This is a genomic window from Methanoculleus taiwanensis, assembly GCF_004102725.1.
GTDB classification, from domain to species: Archaea; Halobacteriota; Methanomicrobia; order Methanomicrobiales; family Methanoculleaceae; genus Methanoculleus_A; species Methanoculleus_A taiwanensis.
On the sequence record NZ_LHQS01000002.1, the window covers coordinates 133,452 to 147,135 of the forward strand.

The following is a 13,684-nucleotide window of genomic DNA, read 5'->3' on the forward strand; positions in this document are numbered from 1 at the left end:
TTCACTCCCATCCTGCCCGGACGAACTCGTCCTCTTTTCCCATCACCATCGTGGCGTCTAGGCCAATCTTGACGTTCGTCCCATCGGCAAGCCGTGTCGGGTCGAGGGACGAACCACGCACTCCCGTGATCACCATAAGATCGGTATCCCCCCGGACACGGGTAGCGATGGCGAACTCGACGTCGACCGGGTCATAGATGTCGATATCCTCGTCGACCACGACGACGTGCTTGAGCGAGGTGTGGGCGGCGAAGGCTGCCATGATGGCGTTCTTTGCGTCGCCCTGCGTGTTCTTCCGGATCTGGACGACGGCGTGGAGGTAGCCCGCCCCGCCCTTTGTGAGCAGTACGTCCCGCACCGTCGTCACTTCGCCGACCGCCCGATAGATCTTCGGCTCGTACGGCGCTCCCATCAGGAGTTTGTGCTCGTTCCCGGCGGGGAGGATCCCGTGATAGATCGGGTCGGCTTTGAGATACATGGCGGTGAACTCGATCACCGGCTCCTGCCTGACCGGGTCGTAGGTTCCGGTGATATCGACAAAAGGCCCTTCTGCGGCACGCTCCGTACCGATATATCCTTCGAGTACGATCTCGGCATCAGGAACCAGGATCCCGTTTCTGCACTCCCGCACGGTGATTTCTCCGCCCAGGAGCTCTGCTGCGTAGGCGAGTTCTTTTCCTACCGGAACCCGGGTGCAGCTTGCAAACGTCACCAGGGGGTGGGTGCCGATGGTGACCGCCACGGGAAGGCGCTCCCCCCGGGCAAGAGCGGTTTTGAGCATCGTGTGGGTGTGGCGTCCTTCGACAAGACGGGCTGCGACCCTTGTATCGTCGATCACCATCATCCGGTGGATCGAACCGTTCTCGATCTCTCCCTCGCGGGAGAAGACGATCCCCGCGGTGATATAGCGGCCGGCATCCCCGGGGAAGTGCTTCATGATCGGAAGGCGGGAGAGATCTGCTGGTTTGCCGCCCTGAAGCGGCCCTGCATTGACCACTCTGCCGGAGTAGGTCGCCTTAGCGAGGTGGGGAACCAGATCGCGTTCTTCGACGCCGAGCGCCGCTGCGAGAGCCGAGCGGTCGGCCATCAGGTTCATGACCGCCCGGTGCCCGTCCACGTCGTGGAAGAAGAGTATGGTATCGTTCTCTTTCGATCGTCTCGGGGCGTCGAAGACTGACGAGCACGGCTCGCGGATATCCTCGACAGCCCCTTTTCTTCGCATCATCTCAATGAATTCACGCATCGTATCCGCTCCATCGCACGCCGAGACGGTGCTCGACGCCCAGGTGATCCAGCACCCGTGCAGCGACCATGTCGACGAGGTCGTCTATCGTCTCCGGGTTCTGGTAGAACGGCGGGCTTGCCACCATGACTGTTGCACCCGCTTCGTCGGCCGCAAGCATGTTCTTTAAGTGTATCCGGGAAAGCGGCATCTCCCGGAGAAGAAGGATGCACCGCCGTCTCTCTTTTAAGCAGACGTCCGCCGCACGGGTGATGAGGTTCTCGGCAAATCCGTTGCTGACGGCTGCAAGTGTCTTCATGCTGCAGGGTGCGATCGCCATCCCGTCATACCGGAACGATCCGCTGGCGATATCCGCAGCAAGATCGCTGTTCTCGGCGTAGATCGCGTCGAACCCGACAAGGTCGACCCGCTCGATCTCTGCTATCTGGCGGGCGACGTCCGAGATGACAATGTGAACGGTCGCCTTCTCGCAGAGCACCTCGAGGATGCGGCGGGCGTAGATAACCCCGCTCGCTCCTGTAACCCCGATAACATATTCTTTCGTCATAAACCCTCTTTCTGGTATGCGATCATCAGTTTGTCCTGTTTTGTCGGGCGCTTGACCCGGAGCACCTCGATAGCCGCCTGTTCGACGGCAGTCCGGTGTTCGGCCGGTGCATAGACCCCGAGGCGCCACTGCTGCCTTCTCGTGTCGTTTAAGGTATTGATAAGCGGAGAGACCTCCTCGAGCTCCACCAGGGTATGGCTGCTCCTGACCCTGACCTCCATCGACATCTCGCCCGGGAGCGGGGGAATATCGACGAGCACCTGCCATTCCTCGATGCCGGCGGATTCGGCTATCTCCCGGCCGATCGTCCGCTCCTTTGCAAGGTTCAGGTCGGTCAGGACGGCGGCCAGGTTTACCCGGTCCTCCCCCACGTAGAGCGCCCGTTTGTAGAGGGTGCGGTTGTAGACTCTGGCAGCGAGGTCGCGGGCAACCGGGCTCGCCGATGCCTTCAGCATCTCCATGCAGGCGGCGTCGTCCATCCGCATCATCGCAGCCGGATCGGTGGCGGGAACCGACCGAAGGTGCTCGATGACGGCCAGGATGAACATGCTCGTCGCGATCCGGCTGACGTGGTGGAAGTAGACCGCGGGACGCATCAGCGTCCGGGCTATCAGGAGCGACTCCGCCGCGTTGATGCCGTTCTCTTCGAGTCCTACGCCTGAGTCGGTGAGGATGATGCTCCTGATCAGGCGGTCTGCATCCACCGTCCCATAGGGAACACCGGTGTAGTGTGCATCACGCATCAGGTAGTCCATCCGGTCGACATCGAGGCTCCCGTGGATGATCCCCGCAAGGCGATGCCGGCCGCCGATCACGGTACAGACCTCGGCGGGACTGATCCCCTCGCCCTCGAGGATCCCGGCTATCGGGTCGGTCTTCAGCAGGGTGGAAACCTCGTGGTGGCTTCTTCCGGCATATGCCTCCATGACGGGTTCGATGACGTGCGAGAACGGGCCATGACCGATATCGTGGAGAAGAGCAGCGACGGTGACGAGCTCTCGTTCGTTCGGGGTGAGGTCGAGTTTCCGCGAGAGCAGGGCGGCTAAGTGCATCGTCCCGAGCGAGTGTTCGAAACGGGTGTGGTTCGCTCCGGGGTAGACGAGATTCGCGAATCCGAGCTGTGATATATGGCGGAGGCGCTGAACCTCCCCGGTATCGAGCAGGCGAAGTGCGAGCGCATCCGCCTCCACGTAGCCGTGCACCGGATCCTTGATGATCTTCATCGCTTTCATGTGAGCGTGTGCTGACTGCACATTAATCAGTTTCTCCCGCTCTGCGCGGTCTGCTGTTTTTTATACATTGGTCGGTGCCGCCTTGATACTTTTGGAGAAGGAGTTCTGTGTGACGCAGGCCACTCCGGAGCCTTTCGACCGATGCCCGGGCAATCCGATCAACCTTCTTCATCTAGCAGAAACATACGTCTGCTATGATCACCTTCCTCTCGGGCGGGACGGGAACGCCGAGGCTGATACGGGGCATCCGGCAGGTCATCTACGACCACGAGATCGCGGTCGTTGCCAATACCGCCGACGATCTCTGGATCAGCGGCAACCACCATGCTCCCGATATCGAGACACTCATGTTCCTCTTTGCGGGTATCCTGAACACCGCCACCTGGCAGGGGATCCGCGGCGACACCTTCTCGACGCACCGGTTCCTTAAGCGGGTGGCAGGGGATGAGTGGCTCGCGATAGGGGACAAAGTCCGCGCTGTGCAGATCGCCCGGGGAGAGATGCTCCGGTCGGGTATGACGCCGACGGAGGCAACACGGCTCCAGAGCACCGCTCTTGGTATCGCGGCGCGGATTCTTCCGATGACCGATACCGAGATCACCACTTTCGTGGAGACGGATACCGGAATCATGGGAATCTTCGAGTACTGCCGGGCAGGGCTTGAGAACCCCGCTATCCGGAGGATCGTCCGTGCCGGTGAAGAGGAGCCGGTCGCAACGCCTGAGGTTCTCTCGGCGATAGAAGAGAGTGATGCCGTTATAATCGGGCCGGATAATCCCGTCCGGAGCATCCTTCCCATCTTCGACTGCGCCGGTATCCGGGAAGCGCTTCAGGATCGGTTCGTCATTGCAGTCTCCCCGTTCCGGGGGGATACCACTCCTGACCCGACGGAGGCGGCACTGATGCGGGCTGCAGGGGAGGAGGCGACCTCGGCGGGCATCTGGCATCTCTACCGGGAGATCGCGGACGTCTTCGTGCAGGATATCCGCGACCCTGAAGTCGTCGAGGGGTCGCTTCGCCTCGAGACCCGCGTCTGGCGTGATCGGAATGCCGAATCGCTTGCATGGGATCTCATGGCGGTCATCAGGCATGCAAGACGGTGAAAGCGCCGGGAAATCGACGATACTGCGGGGGGTTAACCCGGCCTATTTGACAACCTTCTTATAGGTAAGGTCTATTACCCCTATAACTGCATGATTACGTTCCTCTCGGGCGGAACGGGAACGCCGAAACTGCTTCGCGGCATCCAGGAAGTGCTGGATGAACGCGAGATCAGCGTGATCGTCAACACGGCCGAGGATATGTGGCTCACGGGAAATCACCTCTCTCCCGATATCGATACCGTACTCTACCTCTTTGCGGAGACCCTCGACACGACGAAGTGGTGGGGTATCCGCGGTGATACCTTCATCACCCACGAGTACCTGCAGAAACTCGGCGTCGACGAGTTCATCGCGGTCGGGGATCTCGACCGGGCGGTACATGCGGCACGAGGGGAGCAGCTCCGCTCGGGCATGACGCTGACAGCATCAACAAAGGCGCTTGCAGAGCGCCTCGGTGTGCAGGCGACGGTTCTTCCTATGACCGACTCGGAAGTGACGACGTATGTCGAGACCGCCGACGGCTGCATCCACTTCCAGGAGTACTGGGTGAAACACCGGGGGACTGTGGAGATATCCGGTGTCGTCCGGAGAGCCCGGGAGCCCCCGGTGGCGACGCCTGACGTGCTCTCGGCGATAGAAGAGAGCGACGCCGTGATCATCGGCCCCTCAAACCCCGTGACCAGTATCTCTCCCATTCTCGAGTGTGCAGGTGTTCGTGAAGCGCTCAAAAAGCAGCATGTGGTTGCGATCAGCCCGTTCATCGGGGATGCGCCGATCAGCGGACCTGCCGCGGCGCTGATGCGGGCTTTCCGGTGCGAACCGACATCTGCAGGAACATTCGGGCTCTACGAAGATTTTCTCGATCTCTTCGTGCAGGACGTCCGCGATCCGGTAGAGATCGACGGCGCGCTCCGCCTCGATACCCTTATGGTCAACCGGGGCAAAAGCGTCGATCTCGCAAAGAATATTCTCCGGATCTTTGGCCGGTAACGGGAGGCGGAGCAGATCTACGCTCCCTGCCGGCTCCGGTAGTCTTTTATCGCCTCGTGGAGTGCATCCGCCGCAAGGTTCGAGCAGTGCATCTTCCGCGGCGGCAGCCCGTCGAGCTCGGTGGCCACATCATTCCGGGTGATGGTCATCGCCTCGTCGAGGGTCTTTCCCCTGGCCATGTCGGTGACCATGCTGCTCGTGGCGATGGCCGAACCGCATCCGAACGTACGAAACTTGATATCTTCGATCCGGTCGTCCTTCACCTTGATGAAGATCTCCATGATGTCGCCGCAGACGGGGTTGCCGACCTTGCCGTATCCGTCCGCATCTTCGATGACCCCGACGTTGTGCGGGTTCATGAAGTGCTCCATCACCTTCTGGCTGTAGCCTACCTGTTCTGCCATGCGAGCGTCACCTCGATTACAGCGGTGTAATAGCGCGCAGCCGTTTAACAGTTTCTCTCGCCGCGTCTACGACCATCGGCACCTGCTCCATGGTGTTCGAACGGCCCAGGGTCGCGATCATGGAGCCGTGCGCTTCCTCGTGCCGAAGGCCTATTGCGAGAAGAACGTGGGACGCTTCAAGCGTTCGCGAGGTGCAGGCCGAGCCGGTGGCGACCGCGATACCGTACATGTCCATGGCGAGCTGAATACTCTCTCCTTCTATGCGGGAGAAGCGGAAACTGGCGTGGTGCGGGAGACGCTTTACAGGGTGGCCGGTAAGGTAGGCTTCGTCGATGGTCAGGATCCTTTCGATAAGCCGATCCCGTATCCCGGCAAGCCGCCTGCTCTCCCCCTGCATATCGGCTCCGGCGATGCGTGCGGCCTCGCCCATCCCGACGATCCCGAAGAGGTTCTCGGTGCCCGACCGGAGCCCCCGTTCCTGTCCTCCGCCGAAGATCACCGGCTGCTCCCGGACGCCCGGGCGTATGTACAGGGCGCCGATTCCTTCCGGCCCGCCGAGCTGATTTCCTGAGAGCGTGAGGAGATCGATGCCGTCACGCTGCACGTCGATAGGAATCCGGCCCGCCGCATCCGTTGCATCGACATGGAGATATCTGCCCCGGTCGTGGACGATCCCGGCAATCTCCGGGATAGGTTCGACGGTGCCGATCTCGTTGTTCGCGTAGATGACCGAAGTCACTGCCGTCTCGGGCGTCACGATCCCGTTCAAAGCCTCGAGGTCGACGACGCCCATCGCATCGACCGGTATCCGGTCGAACGCAAAACCGCTCTTCTGGAGATCTTTCGCAGGATTTATGACGGAGATATGTTCAATCGTGCTCGCCGCAATCTTCTTTCCGGTGCGGATGTTCCGTAGAGCAGTGCCGCGTACGGCGATGTTATTCGACTCGGTGGCGCCGCTCGTGAAGATGATCGACTGGGTATCCTCCGCATTGATCAGGTCGGCGACTCTGCCGCGTGCCTCCTCGATGGCAGACTTTGCCGTAAGCCCTTCGTTGTAGAGGCTCGACGGGTTCCCGACCTTCTCGGTCAGGTACGGCAGAGCGGCATCGAGGACTCGCGGATCGACCGGCATCGCCGCTGCATGGTCGAGGTAAATTCTCTCCATAAGCCCGCTCTAAAAGGTTATGACGGCGTCTGCATCGATTGCAAGGTCGTTCAGCGTCACCGCACCGACGATCTTTCCTTCCGGTATGAAGTCTCCCCGCTCAAGTCCGAGCAGCTGCGTGCTCTGTTCGCAGATGTAAATGTTTACGCCCGAAGCTATCGCCTGGTTCAGTATCTCGGCGAGACCCGGGAAGTTCCCGACCCGGATCTTCTCCGCCTCTCCCTTCTTGACGACGGTCACCCCTTTGATCATAAAGAAGATGTCCGCATTCATCTCCATCGCCCGGGCCGTCATCCCGAGGACGAAGGGGGCGTAGAGCCGCTCCGGGGTATCGGTACCGCTTGTCTGGACGTAGAGAAGTCTGGGCATGTTCTCACGTTCCCGCCTTTCGTATATAAAATGTCGTCACGCCGGAGGCTTTCTCGGTCTCCACGACCTCGTGCCCCATCCGCTTCGCCCAGACCTTCACATCCTCTTTTGTTGCCTCCGCATCGACATCGACTTTCAGGATAGATCCCCGCTCAAGCGGATCCATCCCATCTTTCAGCATAAACATCGGTGCCTGGCAGAAAGAGCCCTTACAGTCAACGTACCTGTCGGCATGCACCGCACATCACCTCCCCTGCAGGAAGGGCGGGGATGCTTAATGAGCACTCCCCGTCCTCCGTTAGCGTCGCTGCTCGGCCGTCTGGACGGTTTTCTCCTGCTCTTCAGACCATTCTGCAGTCTTTCTGATGTACAGCGTGGTCACGCCTGCATTCTTTAACTGCTCTTCGATGGAGAACCCCTGGCTCTCAGCCCAGCTGGTGACATCCTGCACCACGCCAGGTTTATCGGTCTCGACCTGCAGCACCTGTCCCTTCTTTAGCCTTCCGAACATCTCTTTCACGATGAGCATCGGCGCCTCGCAGGCACCGATGCAGTCTGCCGTCAAATCAGCGTACATGGTCTTTTGTCCCCCTTACTTCATCCGACGAATATAGAATGTCATGATCCCGCCTTCTTTCTGGAAGTCCACCATCTCGTGTCCGACACGCTGTGCCCAGCGTTTGATGTCCTCCTCTGCGGCGGGGTCGTCCGCTTCCACTTTCAGAATCTCCCCGACACCGATCGCATCGATCTGTTCTTTCGCCATGGCGATCGGCATCGGGCAGTAAAGCCCGATACAGTCCACTTCAGCTGCCGGTTCGATTGATGAACTCATCTTTATGCCTCCTCCTCTCCCATCGGTCGGATCAAAGCGAAGAGCCGGCCGGTACGCCATGCCCCGGTATCCCCGGGAGGGATACGGGTGGACGGAATCTGTTCTGGCAAGACCTGTTCGGTACCGGAACGTTCGGCACCTGCAGCTGCCTCTCCGGGTTGTACATCAGTGGTGACGAACCCATGATCGCTGTCGGTCGCACGGTCTCTGAAGTCAAAGAATATAAGTATTCCCCCGATCTTCGAGTCTGATTGATCGGGAGATCTGTAACCGGTCGTGCGAAACCGGAGACGATACGTCACGGGGGGAGATCACCTTTCCGATGGCTCTCCGTCTCCCGTGGGATACCTGCCGGGGTTCGTGCCCCTCCCTCTCCTGGCGGGGCATGCGCTTATACGGAGTTCCCGATCCCGATCGGCTTATGTTCCGGGTTCCGCCTCTTTTGGTAAGAATCGCCGAAGAATCCTGTTTTTCCGGCAAACCCGGCGGAACAGAGATATCTCCTGCTGCCCCCTGTTCGCCTCACGTTCACGTTTAACGGCTATACTATGCTTTATGGCTCATATGGGTCATTAAACCCTCTTAAATTGGAATAAAACTGAATTATTGGCTTATTTTTAAATTCCTGCTTAGTAGTACCAAAAATATTAAAAAACTCTAGAGATAAGAAGATCGATAATGTTTGTTCCGACTAAGTGTTTCTTCACGAAAGGTGTAGGCGTTCATAAAGATAAACTGGCATCATTTGAACTCGCGCTCCGACAGGCGGGCATCGAGAAGTACAATTTGGTATATGTCTCCAGCATCTTCCCACCGAACTGCAGACTGATTGACCGGGAGGATGGACTGCGGGAGCTACATCCTGGCTCCATCGTCTACGTCGTGATGGCACGAAGCGAGACGAACGAACCAAACCGGCTGATCTCGGCCGCTATCGGGCATGCCATGCCGAAGGAGAGCAATGAATATGGCTACCTCTCCGAACACCATGCTTACGGCGAGACATCTGAGATCAGCGGCGAGTACGCAGAGGATCTCGCGGCGACCATGCTCGCGACGACGCTCGGAATAGAGTTCGACCCTGACCGGGCGTGGCAGGAGCGGGAACAGATCTATAAAGCCAGTGGTAAGATCATTTACACGACCCATAACTGCCAGGCTGCCGAAGGGGATATGGACGGCAAGTGGACGACGGTCATCTCAGCGGCAGTCTTCGTCTGATTCGTCCGCGACCCCACTTTTTTAAAGCACCGCTGATGGTACCGCTCTTCTCAGGTCGCTTCTCTCTGCCGTCACCTCCCCGATCGAACGGAAAACAAAATATCTACCAGAACCCATAGTATTCAGGTTTTGATATGCGCATTTCAATACAAGATGTCACTCCGACGACAGAATATGCCGAGATCATCGGATGGGTTCACGAAGTCCGGGATCTCGGCGGGCTTGCGTTCTTTCTCATTCGCGACCGCACCGGGTTCATCCAGGTGACGATCCCGAAAAAGAAGGCGCCGGAAGCGGTCGTTGAGGCTGCAAAAAGCGTTTCCCGCGAATCGGTCGTCAGGATAGCAGGGACGGTCAAGGGGATCGAGAAAGCACCGGGAGGCCGCGAGCTCGTGCCGGACGAGTTCGAGATCATCAGCAGCGCCGCAAGCCCGCTGCCGCTCGACGTCGCGGAGAAGGTGTCCGCGGAGATGGACACCCGGATCGATTCCCGGTTTCTGGACGTGCGAAAACCCCGCGTGAAGGCAATATTCGTCATCCGGAGCGCCGCCGTTCACGCCATCAACGACTTCCTCTTCAGCCGCGGTTTTATTCATATCACCACCCCGAAGATCGTCGCGGCGGCGACCGAGGGCGGAACGGAACTCTTCCCGATCGCTTACTTTGAGAAAGAGGCTTTCTTAAACCAGAGCCCCCAGCTCTACAAACAGATGATGATGGCGGCGGGTTTTGAGAAGGTCTTTGAGATAGCTCCTATCTTCCGGGCTGAGGAGCACAACACCGTCAGGCATCTCAACGAAGCCACCTCGCTCGATGTGGAGGTCTCTTTCGCTGATCACAACGATGTCATGGAGCTCCTGGAAGATCTCATCGTCACGGTCTACGAGTATGTTGCCGAGCACTGCAAGGCCGAGCTCGCAAACCTTGAGGTAGAACTTGCAATGCCGACAAAGCCCTTCCCCAGGATCACCTACGCCGAGGCGATCGAGATCGCAAACCGGACGGTTCCGGAGAAACTCGCCTTCGGTGACGACCTCGGCACCGCCGCGGAGAAGGCTATCGGTGAAGCGATGGGTCAGCACTACTTCATCGTCGACTGGCCGACCGAGATCAAACCCTACTACGCGATGCCGTATCCGGATACCCCCGAGCTCTCGAAGGCCTTTGATATGATGCACCCGAGGATGGAGCTCTCCTCCGGAGCCCAGCGTGTCCACCAGCACGACCTTCTCGTCGAACAGATCCGGGCGAAAGGGCTCTCTCCGGAGAGTTTTGAGTTCTATCTCAAGGCGTTCGAGTACGGTATGCCCCCGCACGCGGGATGGGGACTCGGTGTCGAGCGCCTGATCATGACGATGCTCGATCTCCCGAACATCCGTGAGGCCGTGCTCTTCCCGCGCGACCGGCACCGGCTGACGCCATGACCCTCATCAGCAAACTGCTGCCGACGACGGTGGTCGGCAGCTACCCGGTCTCCGGGAAGAAAGGGCTCCTCTCCCTCGACCCGCTGAAGCACGCAGTCGAGGTCGCGGTCGCCGACCAGGTGGCGGCCGGAATCGACATAATCTCCGACGGCCAGGTCCGGGGGGATATGGTGCAGGCGTTCACCTCCCGGCTCCCCGGGATCAAAGGGCAGTCGGTTGTCGGCAGGGTGATGCCCCCGGCAAAACCGCTCACGGTCGCGGATACGAAGTACGCCATCTCGAAGCATCCGAAGGTCAAAGGTATCCTGACCGGTCCGTCCACCCTTGCCCACGCCCTCAAGATCGAGACGCCGATCTATCGAAACCGTGAGGAACTGGTGCTTGACCTCGCTTCGGCTCTGGCTGTCGAGGCGAGGAATCTCGAGGCTGCCGGCGTGATCCTCCTCCAGATCGATGAGCCTATCCTCTCGACGGGTGCGGCGGATCTTGCGGTTGGACGCCAGGCAGTGAACGCTATCGTCTCGTCGCTCCGCATCCCGACCGCTCTTCACGTCTGCGGAGGAGTCGGGGCGGTCATCGACGATATCCTGAAGGCGAACGTCTCGGTCTTCGACTTCGAGTTCGCGGTAAACCCCGGGAATCTTGAAGTCCTCTCGAAGAAGGACCTCCGGGGAAGGCTGGTCGGCTATGGCTGCGTGGACTCGAGCAGCCCCGGTATCGAGAGTGTGGAGACGATCCGGGCGCGTATCGAAGAAGGGATCGATATCTTCGGAGCACGAGCGATGCTCCTCGATCCCGACTGCGGTCTGCGGATGCAGACCCGGGAGGCAGCTTTTGGAAAACTCAAAAATATGGTCGCGGCGGCCGCCGAGCTGCGGACCGAGTACGCTTAGATCACCCTGGTGGTGGTCGAGAGTTCGAGCCCTTTCGCGGTGATGTTATACGGCACCGCCCGCTGGGGCACGTTCATCCCTTTTATTTTCTCGACGGAAAGTGTCCGCTCGAACTCGTTGCCGTGGAGCTCCTGCCGCAGAACGATGACCACATCCGCCGCACGCATGAGGCAGGTCTCTTCCACCGGTGAGTGGATCCCCCGGTAGAGGAGGAAGAGAATGTTCGATCCCTCCCGGAGGCGGTCTTTTGTGGTATGGGCGAGGAACTCGGCGGCGGCGTCGATGCCGTAGTTGTGGATGAGTGTCGAGAGCGAATCCACGACGATACGTTCGCCCCGCATCGCTGTTGCGAGCTCCTTGAGCGAGAGTTCCCGTCCGTCGTGCATTTCACCCGTCGGTTCTGCATCGAGCATCAGGTATCGGCACTCCTCGTTACCAGCCTTCCAGAACTGCTGCGCCAGCAGCTCAAGGCCGCTTAACGCCGTTCCGTAGACGATTATCCGTGTACCGACCGGAAACCCGCCCTCGATGGTGAGGTCAAGACCGGCAATGCCGGTCGGCCGTTTTTTTGTGTCTGTCACGTATATATGCCCCCAAAAAAACTATGAACCATATCCGTCAGGATATATATAAGTATGCTCATAACGACCGAACCCTCTCGGTCGATGATATCAAAGACCAAAGTGTATGAAAAGTCTGCTTCCGACCTCCGCCGTCACGGACGGGGAGGGCAGTACTGTTCACGAAGAACTTTTCGCATCAGTTTCCAGCCGTTCACCCGGGGGAGCTTGTCGACGATGAGGATCTTCCGGGGCACTTTATACCCGGCAAGCTGCTCTTTCGCGTATGTGACGATCATCTCGGGAGTGAGGCCGCCCTCAGCCGGGACGACTGCTGCAACCGGAACCTCGCCCCGATGCTCGTCGTTGCACCCGAAGACCGCGACATCCCTGACCCCCGGGTGCTCCATAAGGACGTTCTCTACCTCCGTCGGGTAGATCTTCCATCCCGACATGACGATCATATCCTTCTTCCGGTCGGTAATGAAGAGCATGCCACTCTCGTCGAGGTAGCCGATATCTCCGGTGAGGAACCAGCCTTCCGGAAGGAAGACCGATGCGGTCTCCTCGGGCATCTGCCAGTATCCTGCCGCAACCGAAGGGCCGCGGAGAGCGATCTCGCCGATCTCATGCGGTGAAAGTTCCCGTTCGGGGGTGTTTTCGTCGACGATCCGCACCTCCGAGAACCCGACCGGCGTCCCGACACTGCGGAACTCATCTGCCGTCGTGTAGTGCTCGGGGCGGATGGCAGTCCCCGTCCCGACGACGATCGTCTCGGATAGGCCGTAGGCGTTGACGACCGGTATGCCGAACCGCTCGTGGAATGGCCTCCAGACTGCGGGCACGAGCGGCCCTCCCCCGCTGATCATCAGCCGTGCCGATGCAAGCCTCTTCTCGGTGCCGGGCGGCGAGCGGAGCAGCGAGTGGATCACCGGCGGCATCCCGGCGAGAACAGTGGCACGGTACCGCTCTGCAAGGTCGAGATACGGTTCAAGGTCGAACCGCTCCATGACGACATAAGAACCCCCCGCCCGGAGGGCGGAGATCCCCCAGCTCACGCCGACGTGGCCCATCGGGTAGATCCCGAGGTACGTATCGTCCCCGGTCAGGCCGAGCACTTCCCGTTCGGCATCCATCGCCGCGATCCAGTTGCCGTGGGTGAGCATCGCTCCTTTCGGTCTGCCGGTCGTCCCTGACGTGTACTGGATCTGGCAGAGTTCGTCGAAGCGGCAGTGCGCCGGCCGGAGATATGGCGACGATCCCTGAAGGTCTGCCCATGCCGTGGCTCCCTCTCCGCCGCCGACGGCGATCACCTCCCGCAGTGCCGGAGCTTCCTTCCGGATCTTCCCGGCCGTGACGCTGCCGGGAGTATCGGTGATGATCGCCGTAGCCCCGGCATCCCTGACGGCGTAGAGGAGCTCGGCCTCCCGGTAGACACGGTTCGTCGGTACCGCAACGCAGCCGATCCGCCAGAGGGCGAAGTAACTGATGAGATATTCCGGCGAACTGTCGAGGTAGATGCAGACCCGGTCACCTGCCTCGATGCCGATCCTGTGAAGCCCGTTTCCGATCCGGTTCACCTGATCGAGCAGCCGGGCTGTCGAATACTCCTCTCCGCGGGATGGAATTATCAGAGCGGTCTTTGAGCGGTTGCAGGCGTTGACGTCGAGAAATGTGGTACAGTTCGGCATAGCG

The 13,684-nt window shown here is 59.7% G+C and carries 16 protein-coding genes; 5 read left to right on the forward strand and 11 right to left on the reverse strand.

What is annotated here, in order from left to right:
• Position 1: 1 nt before the first annotated feature.
• The 3 genes from ABH15_RS05430 to ABH15_RS05440 are packed head-to-tail and all read right to left on the reverse strand — an operon-like array spanning position 2 to position 3,013.
• The gene (locus tag ABH15_RS05430; RefSeq protein ID WP_128693364.1) at positions 2–1,243 is read right to left on the reverse strand and encodes a UbiD family decarboxylase; all 1,242 of its coding nucleotides are present in this window, start codon (positions 1,241–1,243) and stop codon (positions 2–4) included.
• Positions 1,236–1,790, reverse strand: coding sequence for a UbiX family flavin prenyltransferase (locus tag ABH15_RS05435; RefSeq protein WP_128693365.1), 555 nt, complete (start codon positions 1,788–1,790; stop codon positions 1,236–1,238). Before ABH15_RS05435 ends, ABH15_RS05430 begins: the two co-directional genes overlap by 8 nt.
• Positions 1,787–3,013 (reverse strand): HD domain-containing protein, encoded by a 1,227-nt coding sequence (locus tag ABH15_RS05440; RefSeq protein ID WP_128694299.1) that lies wholly within the window; start codon positions 3,011–3,013, stop codon positions 1,787–1,789. Before ABH15_RS05440 ends, ABH15_RS05435 begins: the two co-directional genes overlap by 4 nt.
• 203 nt (positions 3,014–3,216) lie before the next feature.
• On the opposite strand from ABH15_RS05440, the gene ABH15_RS05445 reads away from it, so the two are divergent.
• Complete coding sequence (locus ABH15_RS05445) at positions 3,217–4,125, forward strand: 2-phospho-L-lactate transferase CofD family protein (protein ID WP_128693366.1); 909 nt, start codon at positions 3,217–3,219, stop codon at positions 4,123–4,125.
• 90 nt (positions 4,126–4,215) lie between these two features.
• Positions 4,216–5,115, forward strand: a complete 900-nt coding sequence (gene cofD, locus ABH15_RS05450) for a 2-phospho-L-lactate transferase (protein ID WP_128693367.1) — start codon at positions 4,216–4,218, stop codon at positions 5,113–5,115.
• 17 nt (positions 5,116–5,132) lie between these two features.
• Here the strand turns inward: cofD and nifU are convergent, their stop codons facing one another.
• The 6 genes from nifU to ABH15_RS05480 are packed head-to-tail and all read right to left on the reverse strand — an operon-like array spanning position 5,133 to position 7,891.
• Complete coding sequence (nifU, locus tag ABH15_RS05455) at positions 5,133–5,519, reverse strand: Fe-S cluster assembly scaffold protein NifU (RefSeq protein WP_128693368.1); 387 nt, start codon at positions 5,517–5,519, stop codon at positions 5,133–5,135.
• Between the two features lie 16 nt (positions 5,520–5,535).
• On the reverse strand, positions 5,536–6,687 hold the full coding sequence (locus ABH15_RS05460) for a cysteine desulfurase family protein (RefSeq protein ID WP_128693369.1): 1,152 nt from the start codon (positions 6,685–6,687) through the stop codon (positions 5,536–5,538).
• Between the two features lie 9 nt (positions 6,688–6,696).
• A complete protein-coding gene (locus tag ABH15_RS05465; protein ID WP_128693370.1) occupies positions 6,697–7,056 on the reverse strand; it encodes a DsrE family protein in 360 nt (119 codons plus the stop codon).
• Positions 7,057–7,060: 4 nt separating this feature from the next.
• Positions 7,061–7,294, reverse strand: a complete 234-nt coding sequence (locus tag ABH15_RS05470) for a sulfurtransferase TusA family protein (RefSeq protein ID WP_277749823.1) — start codon at positions 7,292–7,294, stop codon at positions 7,061–7,063.
• 60 nt (positions 7,295–7,354) lie between these two features.
• Positions 7,355–7,633, reverse strand: a complete 279-nt coding sequence (locus ABH15_RS05475; RefSeq protein ID WP_128693372.1) for a sulfurtransferase TusA family protein — start codon at positions 7,631–7,633, stop codon at positions 7,355–7,357.
• A gap of 15 nt (positions 7,634–7,648) precedes the next feature.
• On the reverse strand, positions 7,649–7,891 hold the full coding sequence (locus ABH15_RS05480; RefSeq protein WP_128693373.1) for a sulfurtransferase TusA family protein: 243 nt from the start codon (positions 7,889–7,891) through the stop codon (positions 7,649–7,651).
• Between the two features lie 678 nt (positions 7,892–8,569).
• Here ABH15_RS05480 and ABH15_RS05485 point away from each other — a divergent pair.
• From ABH15_RS05485 to ABH15_RS05495, 3 genes are all read left to right on the forward strand, one after another.
• Positions 8,570–9,112 carry a pyruvoyl-dependent arginine decarboxylase gene (locus tag ABH15_RS05485; protein ID WP_128693374.1) on the forward strand — a complete coding sequence of 181 codons (543 nt, stop codon included), beginning with the start codon at positions 8,570–8,572 and terminating at the stop codon, positions 9,110–9,112.
• Positions 9,113–9,246: 134 nt separating this feature from the next.
• Positions 9,247–10,536, forward strand: a complete 1,290-nt coding sequence (gene aspS / locus ABH15_RS05490; protein ID WP_128693375.1) for an aspartate--tRNA(Asn) ligase — start codon at positions 9,247–9,249, stop codon at positions 10,534–10,536.
• Complete coding sequence (locus ABH15_RS05495) at positions 10,533–11,429, forward strand: methionine synthase (protein WP_128693376.1); 897 nt, start codon at positions 10,533–10,535, stop codon at positions 11,427–11,429. Before aspS ends, ABH15_RS05495 begins: the two co-directional genes overlap by 4 nt.
• Here ABH15_RS05495 and ABH15_RS05500 read toward each other — a convergent pair.
• Entirely contained in the window at positions 11,426–12,010 is a 585-nt protein-coding gene (locus tag ABH15_RS05500; RefSeq protein ID WP_128693377.1) for an RAD55 family ATPase, read from the reverse strand. The genes ABH15_RS05495 and ABH15_RS05500 overlap by 4 nt on opposite strands.
• Positions 12,011–12,144: 134 nt before the next feature.
• A complete protein-coding gene (locus tag ABH15_RS05505; protein WP_128693378.1) occupies positions 12,145–13,680 on the reverse strand; it encodes a class I adenylate-forming enzyme family protein in 1,536 nt (511 codons plus the stop codon).
• Positions 13,681–13,684: the final 4 nt, after the last annotated feature.

Bases quoted from the DNA above. Each gene is read 5' to 3' on its own strand.
- nifU (WP_128693368.1), bottom strand. From the start codon at position 5,519: ATGGCAGAACAGGTAGGCTACAGCCAGAAGGTGATGGAGCACTTCATG.
- ABH15_RS05430 (WP_128693364.1), bottom strand. From the start codon at position 1,243: ATGCGTGAATTCATTGAGATGATGCGAAGAAAAGGGGCTGTCGAGGAT.
- ABH15_RS05440 (WP_128694299.1), bottom strand. From the start codon at position 3,013: ATGAAGATCATCAAGGATCCGGTGCACGGCTACGTGGAGGCGGATGCG.
- ABH15_RS05435 (WP_128693365.1), bottom strand. From the start codon at position 1,790: ATGACGAAAGAATATGTTATCGGGGTTACAGGAGCGAGCGGGGTTATC.
- ABH15_RS05460 (WP_128693369.1), bottom strand. From the start codon at position 6,687: ATGGAGAGAATTTACCTCGACCATGCAGCGGCGATGCCGGTCGATCCG.
- ABH15_RS05495 (WP_128693376.1), top strand. From the start codon at position 10,533: ATGACCCTCATCAGCAAACTGCTGCCGACGACGGTGGTCGGCAGCTAC.
- ABH15_RS05485 (WP_128693374.1), top strand. From the start codon at position 8,570: ATGTTTGTTCCGACTAAGTGTTTCTTCACGAAAGGTGTAGGCGTTCAT.
- ABH15_RS05505 (WP_128693378.1), bottom strand. From the start codon at position 13,680: ATGCCGAACTGTACCACATTTCTCGACGTCAACGCCTGCAACCGCTCA.
- ABH15_RS05475 (WP_128693372.1), bottom strand. From the start codon at position 7,633: ATGTACGCTGATTTGACGGCAGACTGCATCGGTGCCTGCGAGGCGCCG.
- ABH15_RS05480 (WP_128693373.1), bottom strand. From the start codon at position 7,891: ATGAGTTCATCAATCGAACCGGCAGCTGAAGTGGACTGTATCGGGCTT.
- ABH15_RS05445 (WP_128693366.1), top strand. From the start codon at position 3,217: ATGATCACCTTCCTCTCGGGCGGGACGGGAACGCCGAGGCTGATACGG.
- cofD (WP_128693367.1), top strand. From the start codon at position 4,216: ATGATTACGTTCCTCTCGGGCGGAACGGGAACGCCGAAACTGCTTCGC.
- ABH15_RS05465 (WP_128693370.1), bottom strand. From the start codon at position 7,056: ATGCCCAGACTTCTCTACGTCCAGACAAGCGGTACCGATACCCCGGAG.
- aspS (WP_128693375.1), top strand. From the start codon at position 9,247: ATGCGCATTTCAATACAAGATGTCACTCCGACGACAGAATATGCCGAG.